The sequence below is a fragment of the Streptomyces sp. NPDC056161 genome, from assembly GCF_042268025.1.
Taxonomy (GTDB): Bacteria; Actinomycetota; Actinomycetes; order Streptomycetales; family Streptomycetaceae; genus Streptomyces.
This window is the reverse complement of sequence record NZ_JBHJUV010000032.1, coordinates 30,487-45,480: the sequence shown is the minus strand read 5'-3', so window position 1 is coordinate 45,480 and position 14,994 is coordinate 30,487. Positions and strand designations below refer to the sequence as shown.

The following is a 14,994-nucleotide window of genomic DNA, read 5'->3' as shown; positions in this document are numbered from 1 at the left end:
CCGCTTAGGCCAGATGCCCGCGTGCGGATGCGCGTCCCCCGCGTTCCGCCACAAGATCCTGATCATGCGGACATCAATTGTTATCCGGCCGTCTCTCCGGCCGATGCGACGCGGCAGTGCGCGCCACGCCATATCCGCGGCCCTCGCCTTCGGCATCCTGCTGACGACGACCACGGCATGCGGTGACACGACCGGCTCGTCGAGCCCCGGCGGCGCACCAGGAAACAACAACCCGGCGTCATCCGGCTCCCCCCGCCCGGCGGTGGGCATACACCTCCCGGGCGTCGGAGACCGGATGGGCAAGCAGATACCGGCCAGTACCCGTCAGGTGGTCGTCGTCTACGGCGAGCGCCGGGACTCCCCCGACAGCCTCCTCGTGCTCTACGAGAAGCGCGGTACGGCCTGGCAGCGGACGGGCAGTTGGCCCGCGCACAACGGCAGGTCGGGCTGGACGACGGAGCACCGCCTGGACGACGAGCGCACGCCCGTCGGGGTGTACGGCCTCACGGACGCGGGAGGCTCACTGCGGGATCCGGGCAGCCGGCTGCGGTACTGGTACGACGACAACGCCTTCGCCGCCACACTGCCCGAGGAAGAGGCCCACGCCCACGACTTCGACTACGTCATAGCCATCAACTACAACCGGCTGAAGGGCTCCCCGCCCTATGACTGGTCCCGGCCCGAAGGCGTGGAGAAGGGCGGCGGCATCTGGCTGCACCTGGATCACGGTGACGGCACGTCGGCCTGCGTCACGGTCCCGGAGACCGGGATGAAAACCCTGCTGCGCACCCTCGACCCGGCCCAGCACCCCGTCATGGTGATGGGCGACCGGGACCGCCTCAAGAGCTGACGGACATTCCGGCCGCCCGGCTCCCGCCGTCCGCCGGGCCCCGGCCCGGCGGACGGCCGGCGCCCGTGCACGACGCGCTGGTGTCCGGCCGGGGCGGACGGCGAGTCGGCCGCGATCACGCCCTGCGTGTCCGTACCGGAAATTCCAGGTCGATGCCATCGTGCGGGCCCGGAAGCGACGGTACGATCGCGATTTTGACAGGGACTTCGAGAGGCACTTCGAGAGGCACTTCGACAGGGACTTCGAGGCGCCCCGTTCGGCGCGGGCGCGGGCGAGGAGGGGACGCATGGTGGAGCGGTCGGAAGGGCGGACGGACTTAGCCGCGCAGGCGGCGGGGATCGACGTGGTGGCCTTCGATCCGGAGGCACGGGTGTGGGTGACGCGGGCGGGGGCGGAGGCCGGGCGGCCCGGTCTGGTGCCCGTGCCACGGCTGGAGGGTTGCCTGCGGGCGGACGCGGGGACGCTCGACGACGACGCGGACGACTTCGGTCACCTCGTGCACGAGGTCCCGGCGGTCGTGCTCCAGGCCGAGTCCGCCGACGACGTCGCGGAGATGATCAAGCTCTGCAACGACTACCGCGTCGCGGCTGCGGCCCGCGGTCAGGGACATGCGACGTACGGCCAGGCGCAGGTCGCCGAGGGCCTGGTGATCGAGACGAGCACCCTGGACGGGATCGGGCCGGTGACGGCCGGGCAGGTCACGGTGGGCGCCGGGGCGGTGTGGAGCGCGGTGGCGCGTCAGACGCTGCGGCACGGGCTGACGCCGCCGGTGTTCACGGACTACCTGGAGTTGTCGGTGGGCGGCACCCTCTCGGCCGGCGGGCTCGGCGGCCAGGCTCACCTGTACGGCGCCCAGGTGGACAACGTCCTCGCGCTGGAGGTGGTCACCGGTACCGGGGAGGTGGTCACCTGCTCGCCCACCCGGCAGCCGGACCTGTTCCACGCGGTGCTCGCCGGGCTCGGCCAGTGCGCGGTGATCATCTCGGCGACGCTGCGGCTGGTGACCGCGCCCGAGACCGTACGGCACTTCCTGCTGCCGTACGCGGACCTGGAGACGTTCCTCGCCGACCAGCGGCTGCTCGCCGGGGACCAGCGGTTCGCGTATGTCGAGGGCACGGCCGAGCCGGACGAGTCGGGGGCGTACACGAAGTACGTGCTGGAGGCCGTCGCCTACGGGCCGCCCGCCGGGCCGGCGCGGGACGACGGCGCGTTGCTGCGTGGCCTGCGGTACGACCGGGCCGGGCAGATCTCCGCGCAGACGCTCGGATACTTCGACTTCCTGAACCGTCTGGCCGACGGCGTGGCCGCCCTCCAGCAGGAGGGATTCTGGTCGTGGTGCCACCCGTGGCTGAATCTGCTGCTGCCCGGCGACCGCGTCGCCGAACTGTCCCGGACCCTGCTGGACGGGTTCGCCGGGCAGGACGTCGGCCCCGGCGGTGTCGTCCTGCTCTACCCGCTGGTCCACCGGCGCCTGCACACCCCGCTGCTGCGGGTCCCGGACGATCCGGTGCCGTATCTGATGGCCGTGCTGTGGACGCTGGACCCGGCGGACCAGGCGGCGGTGAGCGCCCGGACGGCCGCCAACCGCGTCGCCTACGAGACGGTCCGCGCGGCCGGCGGCACCCAGTATCCCGTGGGGTCCGTCCCGATGACCGCGGCGGACTGGCGCGGCCAGTACGGCAAGCTGTGGGAGGAGTTCGACGCCGCCAAGCGCCGTTACGACCCCCATCGACTGCTCGCTCCGGGCCAGCACGTCTTCACCGCCTGAGCGGACCGGCCCACACCACACCCGCACCCCACACGTGCGACCGGCCCGGCGCCCGTACCCGCGCCTCTGGTCCCTGTCACCGCCCACCGCCCACTGGCGGCGTCGGCGCTACCCGCCCGCCAGTGGGTTCGGCAGCGGCAGATAGCGGGCGTCGGCGCCGTCCGCGCGGGTCCAGCGCAGCAGCAGGTTCGTCTTGCCCGGCAGGGTCGGCGAGGCGAGCAGGGCGCCGGCCTCGGGCAGGCCGTGCCGGGCGAGTTCGCCGCGGACGGCGGGCCAGGGGTCGAGGCCGGGATGGCGCTCGGCGAGGGCCGCGGCGACCTCGACGACGTTGTTGACCACCAGGGTGTAGACGAGCCGTTCCCAGCCGGCCGCCCGGGACACGTCGGAGAGGAGCTTGACACCCTCGGCGTCCCGGAACAGCGCCTGCACGGGCAGACCGGCGCCGTCCACGGCGATCAGCGTGTTCTGAAGATGCGCCTCGACCACCACGCCGTGGTCGGCGAAGGCCGCCAGGGCCGGGGGGACCACCTGGCGCAGGTAGGCCGCCCACCAGGCGGCCGGGTCGGCGGTCGCGGCGAGCGGGTCGCCGTCGAAGCCCTCCACCAGTCCGGCGGCCAGCAGCGGCGTCGCGCCCGGCAGCAGGTGGGCGCCGAACCCGTCACGGACCAGGACGGCCAGTTCCTCGAAGGCGAAGGCGGCCGTGCGGTAGCCGCGGTCCCCGAGCCAGGCCGCCGGGCCGTCGAAGGCGGCGAAGGCACGGCTCGCGGCGGAGTCGGTACGGCGCAGCCTGAGCAGATCATGCCGCCACAGGCGGCGGATGTCGTTGGTGATGCGCACGTCGAGGCTGAACTTCAGGAACAGATCGAGCCCGGGTTCGTACAGGGTGCGGATCGCCGCCGTGGGCCACACCGTGGAGGCGGTCGTGCCCAGCCGGAGCAGGCGTCCGTCGGCGAAGGCGGGCGCGAGGGCGGGGGCGGCCAGGTCGAGCTGCCAGGGGTGGGCGGGCAGCAGCCGGTAGCCGGGCGGGGCGGTGCCGAGGGCATCCAGCGCCGCGGTGTCGCCCTCCTCGACCACGGCGTCGGCGCGTACGCCCAGCAGTACGAGCGGGAAGCGGGTGTGGGCCTCGGGGGAGTACGGCAGCCAGCCGTCGGCCGGGCCGCCGCCGCGGGCCTTGGGCGCCGGATGGCAGGGATGACCGGTGAGGAGGGACTGCTCGGAGCGCAGGTACGGGTCGTCGGGCGGTGTCGCCCGAGCGCGGGCGGTGAGCAGCGCGGCGATGGTGTCGCGGCTGTCGAGCATCTCGCCGGGCAACTCGTCGTTGGGCACTCCGGTGTGCCGACGCAGTTCGTCGGCGACCAGTCCGACCAACTCGGTGTGGTCGAGGCGGTGCCAGGCGCCGGCCGTGTACACCTCGGGTGCGGTGGGCCGCCGCAGGCCGCGCACGCGCAGCAGCCGGCCGCTCGCGGGCAGCCGGTGGACCAGCGGCCCGCCCGGTTGCGGCGATCGTTCGGCGACCTCCCTGAGCAGGCAGTTGAGCAGGGGCGCGGCGGCGTACGCGTCGGCACGTACGCCGACGTCGTCGCCGAGGTGCAAGAGGTCCACGCGGTCCCGTTCCTCGTCCAGGGTCCAGATGGTGTCACGGGCCACATGGCGTCGCGCACCCGGTCGGTCCGATCCCGATCAGTATGTCTGTCGAACAGGGCATGCGTGCCACCCACCCGGATCCGAGGAGCCAGCCCGTGCACCGTCCCCCCACCGCCGAGGCCCAGGTCGCCGCCGAGCTGGCCGACGTACGGCCCGGCCTCGTGCCGTGGTACGCGGCCGAGCTGCCCGGAGCCCGCGCGGCCGTGCTGACCCGCCTGTGGCGGGCGCTGGCCCACGAGCCGCTGCCGTGGCTGGCCGGGCGGACGGCCGGTCCGGACGGGCTCGCCCTGCGGCTCGCCGACGGCCGGACGCTGGACGGGCCGCTCGCGGATCCGTACGCGACCGACGCGTATGTGACGGCCGTCTCCCTGGACGGCACGGCGTACGACGATCCGGCCCGGCTGCTGACCGCCCTCGCGGTACCGCACGCGGCCGGTTTCGCGGCTGAACTCGCGCACAGCGTGGCCTCGTTGGCGCTGTCGCGGGCCGGTCAGCCGGAGCCCTCCCCGGTGTGGCCCGCGCGGGACTGGGAGTGGGAGCAGCGGGTGGTCGACGGTCATCCGTTCCACCCCGGGTGCCGGTCCCGGCCCGGTTTCTCGGTGGCCGAGCAGTTCGCGTACGCGCCGGAGCACCGGCCGGTGGTGGACCTGGGGACAGTGCCGGTCGCCGCCGCGGAGTGCCTGGTGAGCGGCGAGTGGCCCGCGGAGCTGCGGGACGGGGGGCGGCTGCTGATCCCCGTGCATCCCTGGCAGGCCGCCCATGTCCTCAAGTCCCCGGGCGGGGGCGGGCCGTCCGCCCACCCGCTGATGTCGCTGCGCACGCTCGCCCTGCCGGACGGACCGCACGTCAAGACCGCCCTGAGCACCCGGCTGACGTCCTCGGTGCGGGACATCTCGGTGTACTCGGTGGGTGCCTCGGCGACCCTGTCGGCGTTCGCGGAGGGCCTTGCGGCCCACACGGACGGGCTGCTGCACGTCACCCGCACCCTGGGCGCGGCCACCGCCCACTCCCCCGATCTGGCGGCGGTGCTGCGCGAGTCGCCGCAGCGGTTCGCGGCGCCGGGCGAGTACGTGCTCCCGGTCGCCGCCCTCGCCGCCACCGGGCTGCCGCGCTCCCCGGCCCGGCTCGCGGCGTTCGTCCGGCTCGCGCTCACCGTCGGGCTGCGGCTGCTGGACCTGGGGGTGGCCCTGGAGGCGCACGGCCAGAACCTCCTGGTGGTGCTGTCCGGCTCGGGCGATCCGCTGCGGCTGGTCTACCGTGACCTCGCCGACATCCGGATCAGCCCCGCCCGGCTGGCCCGGCACGGCATCGTCCCGCCGGAGCTGACGGGCCGTCTGATCACGGACGACGTGCGGACCCTGCGGCGCAAGCTGTTCGGCTCCCTGGTGGCGGGGGCGCTGGCCGCCGTGGCGGGTTCGGGGGAGGCGCTGCGGGCCGCGCTGGCGGCGGCCCTGCCGGATCTGCCGCGCACCGCCGACCTGGCCGCGCTGTGCGAAGGGCCGTTGCCCGCCAAGGCCCTGACACTGATGCGGCTGTCCCCGCGAACCCCCGGTGACCAGTGGGCGGCGCTGCCCAACCCGTTCGTTTTGGAGCCCGACACCTCTGATCAATAGGATCCGCCGATGATCAGAACACAACGGCTGGCGGCGGGAGTCTGCGCTCTGCTCGCCGCCCTGACGGCCGCGCTGGCGTTCCCCGCCTCAGCAGCCGCCGACGAGACGGAGCAGGCCGCTCCGAAGGTGGAACTGGTGCTGGACGTCAGCGGTTCCATGCGTACGGCGGACATCGACGGCGGAACGCGGATGGCCGCGGCGAAGCAGGCGTTCAACGAGGTGCTGGACGCGACCCCCGAGGAGGTGCAGCTCGGCATCCGCACGCTGGGGGCCAACTACCCCGGCAACGACCGCAAGGAGGGCTGCAAGGACACCGAGCAGCTCTACCCGGTCGGCCCGTTGAACCGGACCGACGCCAAGACGGCGGTGGCGACGCTGGCGCCGACCGGCTGGACCCCGATCGGGCCGGCGCTGCTGAAGGCGGCCACCGACCTCGATGGCGGTTCCGGCACCCGCCGTATCGTCCTGATCAGCGACGGCGAGGACACCTGCCAGCCGCTCGACCCGTGCGAGGTGGCCCGTGAGATCGCCGCCAAGGGCATCGGGCTGACCATCGACACGCTCGGTCTGGTGCCCGACGCCAAGACCCGCGACCAGCTCAGCTGCATCGCGGACGCCACCGGCGGCACCTACACCTCCGTGCAGCACAAGGCGGAACTCAGCGACCGCGTGGGCCAGTTGGTGGACCGGGCGGCGGATCCGGTGGTCACTCCGGTGGCGACCGAGGGGTCCGGCGAGTGCGCCGAGGCGCCCGCGCTGAAGCCCGGCCTGTACACGGACCGCGAGGAGTTCGGGCAGCAGCGCTGGTACAAGGTGGACGTCGAGCCCGGCCAGGAGCTGCGCGCCTCGGTGAGCGTCGCGGCGGACCGGGCCGTGAACCCCGACTACGGGGTGCTGCTGCGGGCCGTCACCACGCACGGCCGGGAGGTCGTGCGCGGCGAGGCGGCGGGCAACGGCCGTACGGACGTCATCTCGACGGGCCTGCGCTACCCGAAGCCCGAGAGCGACGACGACAACGCCCCGGCGGAGTCGATCTGCTTGCAGGTCACCAACTCCTACTCAGTGGCCTCCGGGGTGAAGACGCAGCCGGGCCTGCCGCTCGAACTGACCGTCGACGTCGTGGGCGGCCCGGACCAGGCGCACGACGTGGCCGCCTTCGGTCTCGGACGCGGCTGGTGGCTGCTCGGCGCGCTGGTGGTGACCGGTTTCGTCGGGGGGCTGCTGTGGGGCTGGGTGTCGCGCTGGCGGGTCGCGGTCTGGAGGACCAACTGATGCGAATCACACGTATGGTGACCGGTGCGCTGCTGCTGCTCGGGCTGGCCGCGGCGCCCGCGGCGGCCGACTCCACGCCGTCGCCGAGCGCGTCGGACGGCGGCAACGCGCCCACGCAGGCGGGGACTTCGTTCCGTACGGCGACCGAGATCGACCAGGGCCAGCAGGCCACCGCGGACGGCTCCACGGGTGACTACCTGTACTGGTCGTTCCCGGCGGACGCCGGGCAGCGCCCGGACGTCCGCGCGACGGTCAAGCTCCCCGGGACGCACGGCACGCAGACCTGGCAGCTGGACGTGTACGACGGTCTGCGCCGACGCCAGTCCTGCCAGTACGGCACCCAGACCCGCACCGCCGCGGGGGGCACCGGCACGGTCGAGCTGCACTGCGTGCTGCGCACGGTGCGGGCCTGGTCGGAGCCGTGGGCGAACGACCCGCTGCCGGGTACGTACTACGTCCGGCTGACCGTGGTGGATCTCGCCCCGGCCGATCTGGGGCAGCCGGTGCGTGCCGAGGTGCGCGCCGACGCCAAGCACATCGGCGGCTCGGCCGCGGTGGACGGTTCGCTGGCCGAGCCGCTGGTGCCCGGGAACTCCGTCAAGCAGGACACGGCCGGGGACGCGGAGAAGGACGGGTCGGTGAAGACCGCGGTGCTCTCCAGCATCAAGCCCGACGACGGCTGGTCGTCCGGCTGGTGGTCGGACCGCTGGGTGTGGACCGGGGTGGGCGGCGTGCTGGCCGCGCTCGCGGGTATCGGCGGGTACGCGCTGACCCGTGGCTCGGGGCGGCCGAACCGGGTGCCGCCGGGCGTCTGAGAACGACTGCGCGCGCAGGAGGGCCCGCCGGACGGATCGGCGGGCCCTCACTCCTTTCCCCTCGCTCCTTTCCCCTCGCTCCTTTTCCCCTCGTTCCTTCCCCTCGCTCCTTTCACGCCTCCCGCAGCGCCTTGGCGAGGGGGCTGTCCCCGGTGACGGTGATACGCCCGGACCGCACCGCGTCCGACACCCGCAGCAGGCCCCGGGCGACGGCCGTACCGGTGGACGTGTCCATCGCGAGCCGTGCCTCGGGTTCCGCGGGCGCCTGCCCGTCGCCGTACACCGGCCCGTCCTCGGCGCCGACGTACAGGTGGAAGTCCCCCTCGTCCAGACGGACTTCGACCAGGCGCACATCGGCCGGGGGGACATCGGTCAGGCGGACGTCGGCCGGGCGCACGTCGGCCGGGCGCACGTCGGCCGGGCGCACGTCGACGAGCCCCTCCTCCGCAAGCGCCCGCAGCAGGGGCAGCGCGAACCAGTGCGCGCGCACCGCGTCGGTCGGCCCGCGCTCCCCCAGCTCGGGCTGCCCCCACGCGCCCAGTGCCTGCACGACGGGCAGCAACTCCCGTCCGCGTCTGGTCAGTTCGTAGACGTACGCGGCGCCCGGCGGGGGCAGCCGGCGGCGGGTGGCGAGTCCGTCCCGCTCCATGTCCTTCAGCCGCGAGGCGAGTACGTCCGTACTCACTCCCGGCAGGTCCGCGTGCAGGTCCGTGTAGCGGCGCGGACCGGCGAGCAGCTCCCGGACGATCAGCAGAGTCCAGCGGTCGCCGACGAGGTCGAGCGCGCGGGCGGCGGAACAGTACTGGTCGTAGCTTCGGCGAGGTGACATGCGACGCAGTCTAGACATGTTGTTGGACTTTCCAAGCTCCCACTTGGTAAAACCAAGCAACACCAGTTATCTGAGGGGAAGCGGCGCATGGAGTTCCGGCAGTCGAACAAGCTCAGCGAGGTCTGCTACGAGATCCGCGGCCCGGTGATCGAGCACGCCGACGCGCTGGAGGAGGCGGGTCACAGCGTGCTGCGCCTGAACACCGGCAATCCCGCGCTGTTCGGCTTCGAGGCGCCGGAGGAGATCCTCCAGGACATGATCCGGATGCTGCCGCAGGCGCACGGCTACACGGACTCGCGCGGCATCCTCTCCGCCCGCCGGGCGGTCGCCCAGCGCTACCAGAACCTGGGCCTGGCGGTCGGCGTCGACGACGTCTTCCTCGGCAACGGCGTCTCGGAGCTGGTGTCGATGGCCGTCCAGGCGCTGGTGGAGGACGGCGACGAGATCCTCATCCCCGCGCCGGACTTCCCGCTGTGGACGGCGGTCACCACCCTGGCGGGCGGCAAACCGGTCCACTACCTGTGCGACGAACAGGCCGACTGGTACCCGGACCTGGCCGACATGGCGTCGAAGATCACCGACCGCACCAAGGCCGTCGTCATCATCAACCCCAACAACCCGACCGGCGCCGTCTATCCGAAGGAGATCGTCGAGGGCATCCTGGACCTCGCCCGCCGCCACGGCCTGATGGTCTTCGCCGACGAGATCTACGACCAGATCCTGTACGACGACACCGTCCACCACCCCACCGCCGCGCTCGCCCCCGACCTGGTCGTCCTCACGTTCTGCGGGCTGTCGAAGACGTACCGGGTGGCCGGGTTCCGCTCGGGCTGGCTGGTGGTCACCGGCCCCAAGCAGCACGCCAAGGACTACCTGGAGGGCCTGACGATGCTGGCCTCCATGCGGCTGTGCCCCAACGCGCCCGCCCAGTACGCCATCCAGGCCGCGCTCGGTGGCCGCCAGTCCATCCGCGAACTCACCGCACCCGGCGGACGGCTCAGGGAACAGCGGGACGTGGCCTGGGAGAAGCTCAACGAGATCCCGGGCGTGTCCTGCGTGAAGCCCAAGGGCGCGCTGTACGCCTTCCCGCGCCTCGACCCCAAGGTGCACAAGATCCACGACGACGAGAAGTTCGTCCTCGACCTGCTGCTCCGCGAGAAGATCCAGGTCGTCCAGGGCACCGGGTTCAACTGGCCGTCCCCGGACCACTTCCGCATCCTCACCCTGCCGCACGCGGACGACCTGGAGGCGGCGATCGGACGGATCGGGCGGTTCCTCGGCGGATACCGGCAGTGACATCCGCCGGGCCCGGTGCCTGAGCGCGATGTGGCCCCCAGGCGGGGATGAGTACCTGTACTCATCCCCGCGGAACATCCCCCGGGCCACCCTGTGAGGGCAGCAGCCGACCCGACCCGAAGGACGCCCGACATGCCGAACACCTCCCGCACGCGCCGCTTCCTCGCCCTCGCCACGGACAACTGGCCCGCACGCGGCTATCTCGCCGTGGTCGCCGCGTCGCTGGCGGTCTTCCTGTACGCCGTGTACCTGTCGCCGGACCCGGGGTTCGCCGCGATCTGGCCGTACATGACCACGGCCCCGCTCAGCATCCTCGCCTTCCTGGTGCCGACCCCGGAATGGGACTCCTCGCTCTCCTGGCTGAGCCCATTGATCTTCTCCGCCGGTGTGGCGTTGTCCGGTCTGGTCAACGCGGCCCTGATCGGCCTGCTCGCCCGCGCGCTGCGCACCGGGACGCCGCACCCGACCGCCTGAGGAAGTCACCGGCCGGGGCACCGTCACGCGGGTCACGCGGGTCACGCGAGAGCGACCTCGCACCAGACGGTCTTGGTGTACGGGTCCGCACACGTCGTACCCCAGTGCGTGGCCAGCGCCTCCACCAGCAACAGCCCCCGGCCGGACTCGGCGTCGAGACAGGCCGGTTCCAGGTCTCCCGGGCCGGGCGGACGGCGGTCGGGCCGCGGATCCGTCACCTCGATACGGAGCGTGGCGTCCGCGGGGTACAGGGTGAGCCGGAGGCGGAAGCCGTGGCCCCGCGCCCGGCCGTGCAGTGCCGCGTTCGCGGCGAGTTCGGTCACCAGCAGGGCCACCGTGCGGTTGGCCTCGGTGTCGTACGTCCAGCCCCAGCTGTGGACCTGCTCGGCCGCCAGGTGCCGGGCGAGCCGGGCGCCTCTCGGAGTGGCCGAGAGGAGGAGGGCGGAATGACGGACCGTCGAGTCGGCGATATCAGCGTTCACCTCACCCAGCGTGGTCACGTGTATCTACCCTGAACAGCAGCGCCGTCAGTACGCAGCGTCACTGTCCGGTCGCTGTCCGGGACTGTCCGGGCCGCGATGCGTGACGCGGCGGACGGGCCGGAAGTTGCTCACGGGAGCCGCGTGGTGGAGGTGTCGGAATGGTGGACGTGACCGGTGGGGACGCCGAGGACGAGGAGTCGGCGGCCGTCCTGCGGACCGTCGGCAAGGTCGTCAAGATGTACCGCGAGCGGAAGAAGCTCACCCAGGCCGAACTGGGTACGGCCATCGGCTACAGCGAGGAGCAGGTCTCCTCGGTGGAACGGGGACGGCGGGCACCGAAGGCGCAACTCCTCGAAGCGGCGGACCAGGTGCTCGAAGCGGGCGGGATGATCGCCGGGCTGACGAAGGACGTGGAGCAGGCGCGGTATCCGAAGAAGGTGCGGGATCTGGCGAAGCTGGAGGCGGAGGCGGTTGAGATCTGCGCGTACGCCAATTCCGTCGTCCACGGCTTGCTCCAGACGCCGGAGTACGCGGGCGCGCTGTACTCAATGCGGCGTCCTCCCTTCGCCGAGGAAGAGGTGGAGCGTCTGGTCGCCGCTCGGATGGCTCGCCAGAAGATCTTCGATCAACAGCCCGCTCCTGTCTTCAGTTTCGTCCAGGAAGAGGTGACACTGCGTCGTCCGCTCGGGGGCAGAATGGTGATGCGGAGACAGCTCGAACGCCTGTTGGAGGTCGGCCAGCGACGGAACGTCGAGATCCAGGTGATGCCCACGCACCGCGAGGACCACGCGGGTCTTGACGGATCGCTCCAGTTGCTGCGGCTGAGGAAGGGGGACACGGTGGCACACAACGAGGTGCAACTCACCAGCCGCCTGATCTCGCACCCTCAGGAGATCCAGGTCTTCGAGGTCCGCTATGGCATCATCCGAGCCCAAGCCCTCACGCCCCGCGAATCGCTGGCCTTCATCGAGAAAGTACTGGGAGAGACAAGATGACCAACCCCACAGCGGACAACGGTTCCGCGCTGGAGTGGTTCAAGAGCAGCTACAGCACCTCCGACGGCCCGGAGTGTGTGGAGGTCGCCTTCGCCCCCAGCACCGTCCACATACGGGACTCGAAGCACTACCAAGGCCCCCGGCTCACTGTCGGCCCGAGGGGATGGGCCGCCTTCGTCGAGAACGTACCGCAGCAGGGATGATGACCCATCCCACAACGGACCGTGGCTCTGCGCTGAAGTGGTTCAAGAGCAGCTACAGCACGAACGACGGGCCGGAGTGCGTGGAGGTCGCCTTCGCCCCCAGCACCGTCCACATACGGGACTCGAAGCGCCACCGGAGCCCCCAACTCACCATCGGCCCCGAGCAATGGTCCGCCTTCGTCTCGTACGCCACCGGCCGCTGAGGACGACAAACCGAAAGGGGGCCGCCAATGACGGGAACCGGCATGACCGACCGCCGCCCGCTGCTGCTCCTCGACGTCGACGGCCCCCTCAATCCCTTCCGCGCCCGGTTCCTGCGGCACCACGGCTACGTCACCCGGCGGCTCCGTCCCGCCGACTGGTCGGCGCGGCAGGAGCCGGGCTCGCGGCGGCTGCGCCGCGGGCTGCGGGTGCGGCTGCACCCCGGTCACGGCGCCCGGTTGCTCGCGCTGCCGTACGAACTGGCGTGGGCGACCACCTGGATGCACGAGGCCAACGAGATGATCGCGCCGGTGATCGGACTGCCGGGCACGCTGCCGGTCATCGAATGGCCCGAGTTGTTCGCCACGGATCCCGAGGGCCTGTACTGGAAGACCCGGCACGTGGTCGCGTGGGCGGCCGGGCGGCCCTTCGTCTGGGTCGACGACATGATCACGGATCTCGACGTACGGCATGTCGCCGCGCACCACGACGGCCCCGCGCTGCTCCTTCCGGTCGACCCCCGCCACGGCCTGCGGGAGCGTGAATTCACGGAGCTGGCGCGCTGGGCCCGTAGCCTCTGAGACATGGGTGATCTTCTCCTGGTCCGGCACGGCGAGACCGAGTGGTCGCTGTCCGGACAGCACACCGGCTGGACGGACGTACCCCTCACCGAGCACGGCCGGGAGGAGGCCCGCCGACTGGCGCCGCTGGTGCGCTCGCAGCAGATCGGCGCGGCCTTCGTCAGCCCGCTGCACCGGGCCAGGGAGACGGCCGAACTGATCGGGGCGGGTGACGCCCGCGTCGACGCCGACCTGCACGAGTGGGACTACGGGGGCTACGAGGGGATCACCACCGACGAGATCCACCGCACCCGGCCCGGCTGGTTCCTGTTCACGGACGGAGTGGAGCCGGGGCCGCCGGAGCACCCTGGGGAGACTCCCGAGCAGGTCGGCGCGCGGGCCGACCGGGTCCTGGCCGAGGTGGACGCCGCGCTCGCCGACATCGACACCGACGCCGATGTGCTGCTGGTCGCACACGGGCACTTCCTGCGCGTCCTCACCGCCCGCCGCCTGGGGCTGCCGCCCGCGCACGGGGCCCTGTTCCTGCTGGAGACCGGCACGCTGTGCCGACTGGGCACCGAGCACGAGCGGCCGGTCGTCGCGGAGTGGAACGTCCGGCCGGCCGACTGACCGGGCCGAGCCGGGCCCATCGTCGGGTCAGGCCCGCTGTCGGACCCCGGTCGTACGCTTCGAAGGGAGCGTACGACCGGCCCCGCGCAAGAGCCGGCCACCGGCTCAGCACAGTGAGCGTCCACCGGCTCCGCGAAGGGCCGACCATCGGGGAGGAGCCAGACCGTGACCCGACCGCCGACCGCCGCGCAGCGGCAGGTGATCGACGCCGCCGACCCGGTCACCGGGCGGCTGCGGGGCACGGAGCCGCAGCTCGCGGCGCTGGTGAAGCGGGGGCTGGCCTTCCGGCATCCGCGTCCGCCGCACGACCACTTCCTCACTCCGGCGGGACACCGGCTGCGTGCGACGACCCCGCCGACCGCCGCCCCTGCCGCACCGGCCACGGCTCCCGTCGCGCACGCCCACCGTCCCACCGTCCCGGCCGCCGACAGCGGGGTGTTCGCGGCCCGTGTCGGCGGCCCGGAGGACACCGAGGTGGCCTCCGGGCCGGACCGGGCCCGCGAGGTGCACACCGCCTGGCAGGGGCTGCTCGAACTGCGCCGGATGACCAACCCGGACGGGTCCGCCGACCGTCCGTGCGGCTGGGAGCGCGCGCATCTGGTGCGGGCCGCCGCACTCGCCCTGGAGGCGGCCGGACACCGGCCGGCCGGGCCGGAGCCGGACACCGACGGGTACCGGGTGCGCGCGACCCCGCAGCCGGAGGCGGTCGGGGTGTACACGCGCGACGCCGAGCTGCTGCGGGCCTGCGCGGCCACGCTGGAGAACGCGGGCTGGCAAGCCGGGGAGTACACCCGGCCGCGGACACGGGAGCGGTATCTCCTGGCCTCCCCGCGCCGGGTGTGAGAGGGGGCATGCCAGGATCGGAGGCATCAGTGCCTCATACACACGAGGAACACCGGAACACGAGGGAGAGCCAACTGTGAGCGAGCCGTTTTCCGTCCGGGTGACCGTCCGCGGATACGAGACGGATGTCCAGGGCCACCTCAACCAGGCGGTGTACCTCAGCTACGCGGAGCACGCCCGCTGGTCGGCGCTCCAGGCCGCCGGAATCAGCCAGAGCCGGCTCTCCGGCCAGGGCGTCGGCCCGGTCGTGCTGGAGACGACGATCCGTTATCTGCGCGAACTGGTCGCGGGCGAGGAGGTCGACGTGACCTGCGAGTTCGAGTGGGGCGAGGGCAAGACCTTCCGGATCCGGCAGACGATTCGGAAGGCCGACGGCACCGTGGCCGCGGAGATCACCGGGGTCAGCGGTGTGCTGGACCTGAAGCTGCGCAAGCTGGTCGCCGACCCGCGGAAGGTCTTCAAGGAACTGGCGACCGACTTCGGCCCGTTCGGGCTGTGACGCCCCGCGGGACGGCCCGC

General features: G+C 72.5%; 17 protein-coding genes. 14 read left to right on the top strand and 3 right to left on the bottom strand.

What is annotated here, in order from left to right; all coding sequences use genetic code 11:
* Positions 1-295: 295 nt before the first annotated feature.
* Together ACFC09_RS27235 and ACFC09_RS27230 are read left to right on the top strand one after the other, a co-directional pair.
* Positions 296-850, top strand: a complete 555-nt coding sequence (locus tag ACFC09_RS27235; protein WP_376532961.1) for a hypothetical protein — start codon at positions 296-298, stop codon at positions 848-850.
* Between the two features lie 286 nt (positions 851-1,136).
* Entirely contained in the window at positions 1,137-2,618 is a 1,482-nt protein-coding gene (locus ACFC09_RS27230; RefSeq protein WP_376532960.1) for an FAD-binding protein, read from the top strand.
* A gap of 108 nt (positions 2,619-2,726) precedes the next feature.
* On the opposite strand, the gene ACFC09_RS27225 is transcribed toward ACFC09_RS27230, so the two are convergent.
* Complete coding sequence (locus tag ACFC09_RS27225; protein WP_376533013.1) at positions 2,727-4,241, bottom strand: IucA/IucC family protein; 1,515 nt, start codon at positions 4,239-4,241, stop codon at positions 2,727-2,729.
* A gap of 116 nt (positions 4,242-4,357) precedes the next feature.
* Here ACFC09_RS27225 and ACFC09_RS27220 point away from each other — a divergent pair, with 116 nt between their 5' ends.
* From ACFC09_RS27220 to ACFC09_RS27210, 3 genes are read left to right on the top strand one after another with little or no spacing between them, the layout of a single operon-like run.
* Positions 4,358-5,875 (top strand): IucA/IucC family protein, encoded by a 1,518-nt coding sequence (locus tag ACFC09_RS27220; protein WP_376532959.1) that lies wholly within the window; start codon positions 4,358-4,360, stop codon positions 5,873-5,875.
* A gap of 9 nt (positions 5,876-5,884) precedes the next feature.
* On the top strand, positions 5,885-7,147 hold the full coding sequence (locus ACFC09_RS27215; RefSeq protein ID WP_376532958.1) for a VWA domain-containing protein: 1,263 nt from the start codon (positions 5,885-5,887) through the stop codon (positions 7,145-7,147).
* Positions 7,147-7,962, top strand: coding sequence for a hypothetical protein (locus ACFC09_RS27210; RefSeq protein WP_376532957.1), 816 nt, complete (start codon positions 7,147-7,149; stop codon positions 7,960-7,962). Before ACFC09_RS27215 ends, ACFC09_RS27210 begins: the two co-directional genes overlap by 1 nt.
* 112 nt (positions 7,963-8,074) lie before the next feature.
* On the opposite strand, the gene ACFC09_RS27205 is transcribed toward ACFC09_RS27210, so the two are convergent.
* A complete protein-coding gene (locus ACFC09_RS27205; protein WP_376532956.1) occupies positions 8,075-8,791 on the bottom strand; it encodes a winged helix-turn-helix transcriptional regulator in 717 nt (238 codons plus the stop codon).
* An 87-nt stretch (positions 8,792-8,878) separates the two neighbouring features.
* Here ACFC09_RS27205 and ACFC09_RS27200 point away from each other — a divergent pair, with 87 nt between their 5' ends.
* Both ACFC09_RS27200 and ACFC09_RS27195 read left to right on the top strand, forming a co-directional pair.
* Positions 8,879-10,087: a pyridoxal phosphate-dependent aminotransferase gene (locus ACFC09_RS27200; protein WP_376532955.1), complete on the top strand. Its 1,209-nt coding sequence runs from the start codon at positions 8,879-8,881 to the stop codon at positions 10,085-10,087.
* A gap of 132 nt (positions 10,088-10,219) precedes the next feature.
* Positions 10,220-10,561, top strand: coding sequence for an SCO4225 family membrane protein (locus tag ACFC09_RS27195; protein WP_376532954.1), 342 nt, complete (start codon positions 10,220-10,222; stop codon positions 10,559-10,561).
* 41 nt (positions 10,562-10,602) lie between these two features.
* On the opposite strand, the gene ACFC09_RS27190 is transcribed toward ACFC09_RS27195, so the two are convergent.
* Positions 10,603-11,052, bottom strand: coding sequence for an ATP-binding protein (locus ACFC09_RS27190; RefSeq protein ID WP_376533012.1), 450 nt, complete (start codon positions 11,050-11,052; stop codon positions 10,603-10,605).
* 149 nt (positions 11,053-11,201) lie between these two features.
* On the opposite strand from ACFC09_RS27190, the gene ACFC09_RS27185 reads away from it, so the two are divergent.
* The 7 genes from ACFC09_RS27185 to ACFC09_RS27155 all read left to right on the top strand — a co-directional run bounded on the left by ACFC09_RS27185 (position 11,202) and on the right by ACFC09_RS27155 (position 14,974).
* On the top strand, positions 11,202-12,038 hold the full coding sequence (locus ACFC09_RS27185; RefSeq protein ID WP_376532953.1) for a helix-turn-helix domain-containing protein: 837 nt from the start codon (positions 11,202-11,204) through the stop codon (positions 12,036-12,038).
* Positions 12,035-12,241, top strand: a complete 207-nt coding sequence (locus ACFC09_RS27180; RefSeq protein WP_376532952.1) for a DUF397 domain-containing protein — start codon at positions 12,035-12,037, stop codon at positions 12,239-12,241. The genes ACFC09_RS27185 and ACFC09_RS27180 overlap by 4 nt, the downstream gene beginning before the upstream one ends.
* A complete protein-coding gene (locus ACFC09_RS27175; RefSeq protein ID WP_376532951.1) occupies positions 12,241-12,444 on the top strand; it encodes a DUF397 domain-containing protein in 204 nt (67 codons plus the stop codon). The genes ACFC09_RS27180 and ACFC09_RS27175 overlap by 1 nt, the downstream gene beginning before the upstream one ends.
* 42 nt (positions 12,445-12,486) lie before the next feature.
* Positions 12,487-13,023 carry a hypothetical protein gene (locus ACFC09_RS27170; protein ID WP_376532950.1) on the top strand — a complete coding sequence of 179 codons (537 nt, stop codon included), beginning with the start codon at positions 12,487-12,489 and terminating at the stop codon, positions 13,021-13,023.
* A 3-nt stretch (positions 13,024-13,026) separates the two neighbouring features.
* Positions 13,027-13,632, top strand: a complete 606-nt coding sequence (locus ACFC09_RS27165; RefSeq protein ID WP_376532949.1) for a histidine phosphatase family protein — start codon at positions 13,027-13,029, stop codon at positions 13,630-13,632.
* A gap of 165 nt (positions 13,633-13,797) precedes the next feature.
* Positions 13,798-14,475 (top strand): hypothetical protein, encoded by a 678-nt coding sequence (locus tag ACFC09_RS27160; RefSeq protein ID WP_376532948.1) that lies wholly within the window; start codon positions 13,798-13,800, stop codon positions 14,473-14,475.
* 76 nt (positions 14,476-14,551) lie between these two features.
* A complete protein-coding gene (locus tag ACFC09_RS27155) occupies positions 14,552-14,974 on the top strand; it encodes an acyl-CoA thioesterase (protein WP_376532947.1) in 423 nt (140 codons plus the stop codon).
* Positions 14,975-14,994: the final 20 nt, after the last annotated feature.

Excerpts from the sequence above, each read along its gene's own strand:
- ACFC09_RS27170 (WP_376532950.1), top strand. The coding sequence starts at position 12,487 with ATGACCGACCGCCGCCCGCTGCTGCTCCTCGACGTCGACGGCCCCCTC.
- ACFC09_RS27165 (WP_376532949.1), top strand. The coding sequence starts at position 13,027 with ATGGGTGATCTTCTCCTGGTCCGGCACGGCGAGACCGAGTGGTCGCTG.
- ACFC09_RS27180 (WP_376532952.1), top strand. The coding sequence starts at position 12,035 with ATGACCAACCCCACAGCGGACAACGGTTCCGCGCTGGAGTGGTTCAAG.
- ACFC09_RS27200 (WP_376532955.1), top strand. The coding sequence starts at position 8,879 with ATGGAGTTCCGGCAGTCGAACAAGCTCAGCGAGGTCTGCTACGAGATC.
- ACFC09_RS27210 (WP_376532957.1), top strand. The coding sequence starts at position 7,147 with ATGCGAATCACACGTATGGTGACCGGTGCGCTGCTGCTGCTCGGGCTG.
- ACFC09_RS27230 (WP_376532960.1), top strand. The coding sequence starts at position 1,137 with ATGGTGGAGCGGTCGGAAGGGCGGACGGACTTAGCCGCGCAGGCGGCG.
- ACFC09_RS27235 (WP_376532961.1), top strand. The coding sequence starts at position 296 with ATGGGCAAGCAGATACCGGCCAGTACCCGTCAGGTGGTCGTCGTCTAC.
- ACFC09_RS27185 (WP_376532953.1), top strand. The coding sequence starts at position 11,202 with ATGGTGGACGTGACCGGTGGGGACGCCGAGGACGAGGAGTCGGCGGCC.
- ACFC09_RS27195 (WP_376532954.1), top strand. The coding sequence starts at position 10,220 with ATGCCGAACACCTCCCGCACGCGCCGCTTCCTCGCCCTCGCCACGGAC.
- ACFC09_RS27215 (WP_376532958.1), top strand. The coding sequence starts at position 5,885 with ATGATCAGAACACAACGGCTGGCGGCGGGAGTCTGCGCTCTGCTCGCC.
- ACFC09_RS27205 (WP_376532956.1), bottom strand. The coding sequence starts at position 8,791 with ATGTCACCTCGCCGAAGCTACGACCAGTACTGTTCCGCCGCCCGCGCG.
- ACFC09_RS27175 (WP_376532951.1), top strand. The coding sequence starts at position 12,241 with ATGACCCATCCCACAACGGACCGTGGCTCTGCGCTGAAGTGGTTCAAG.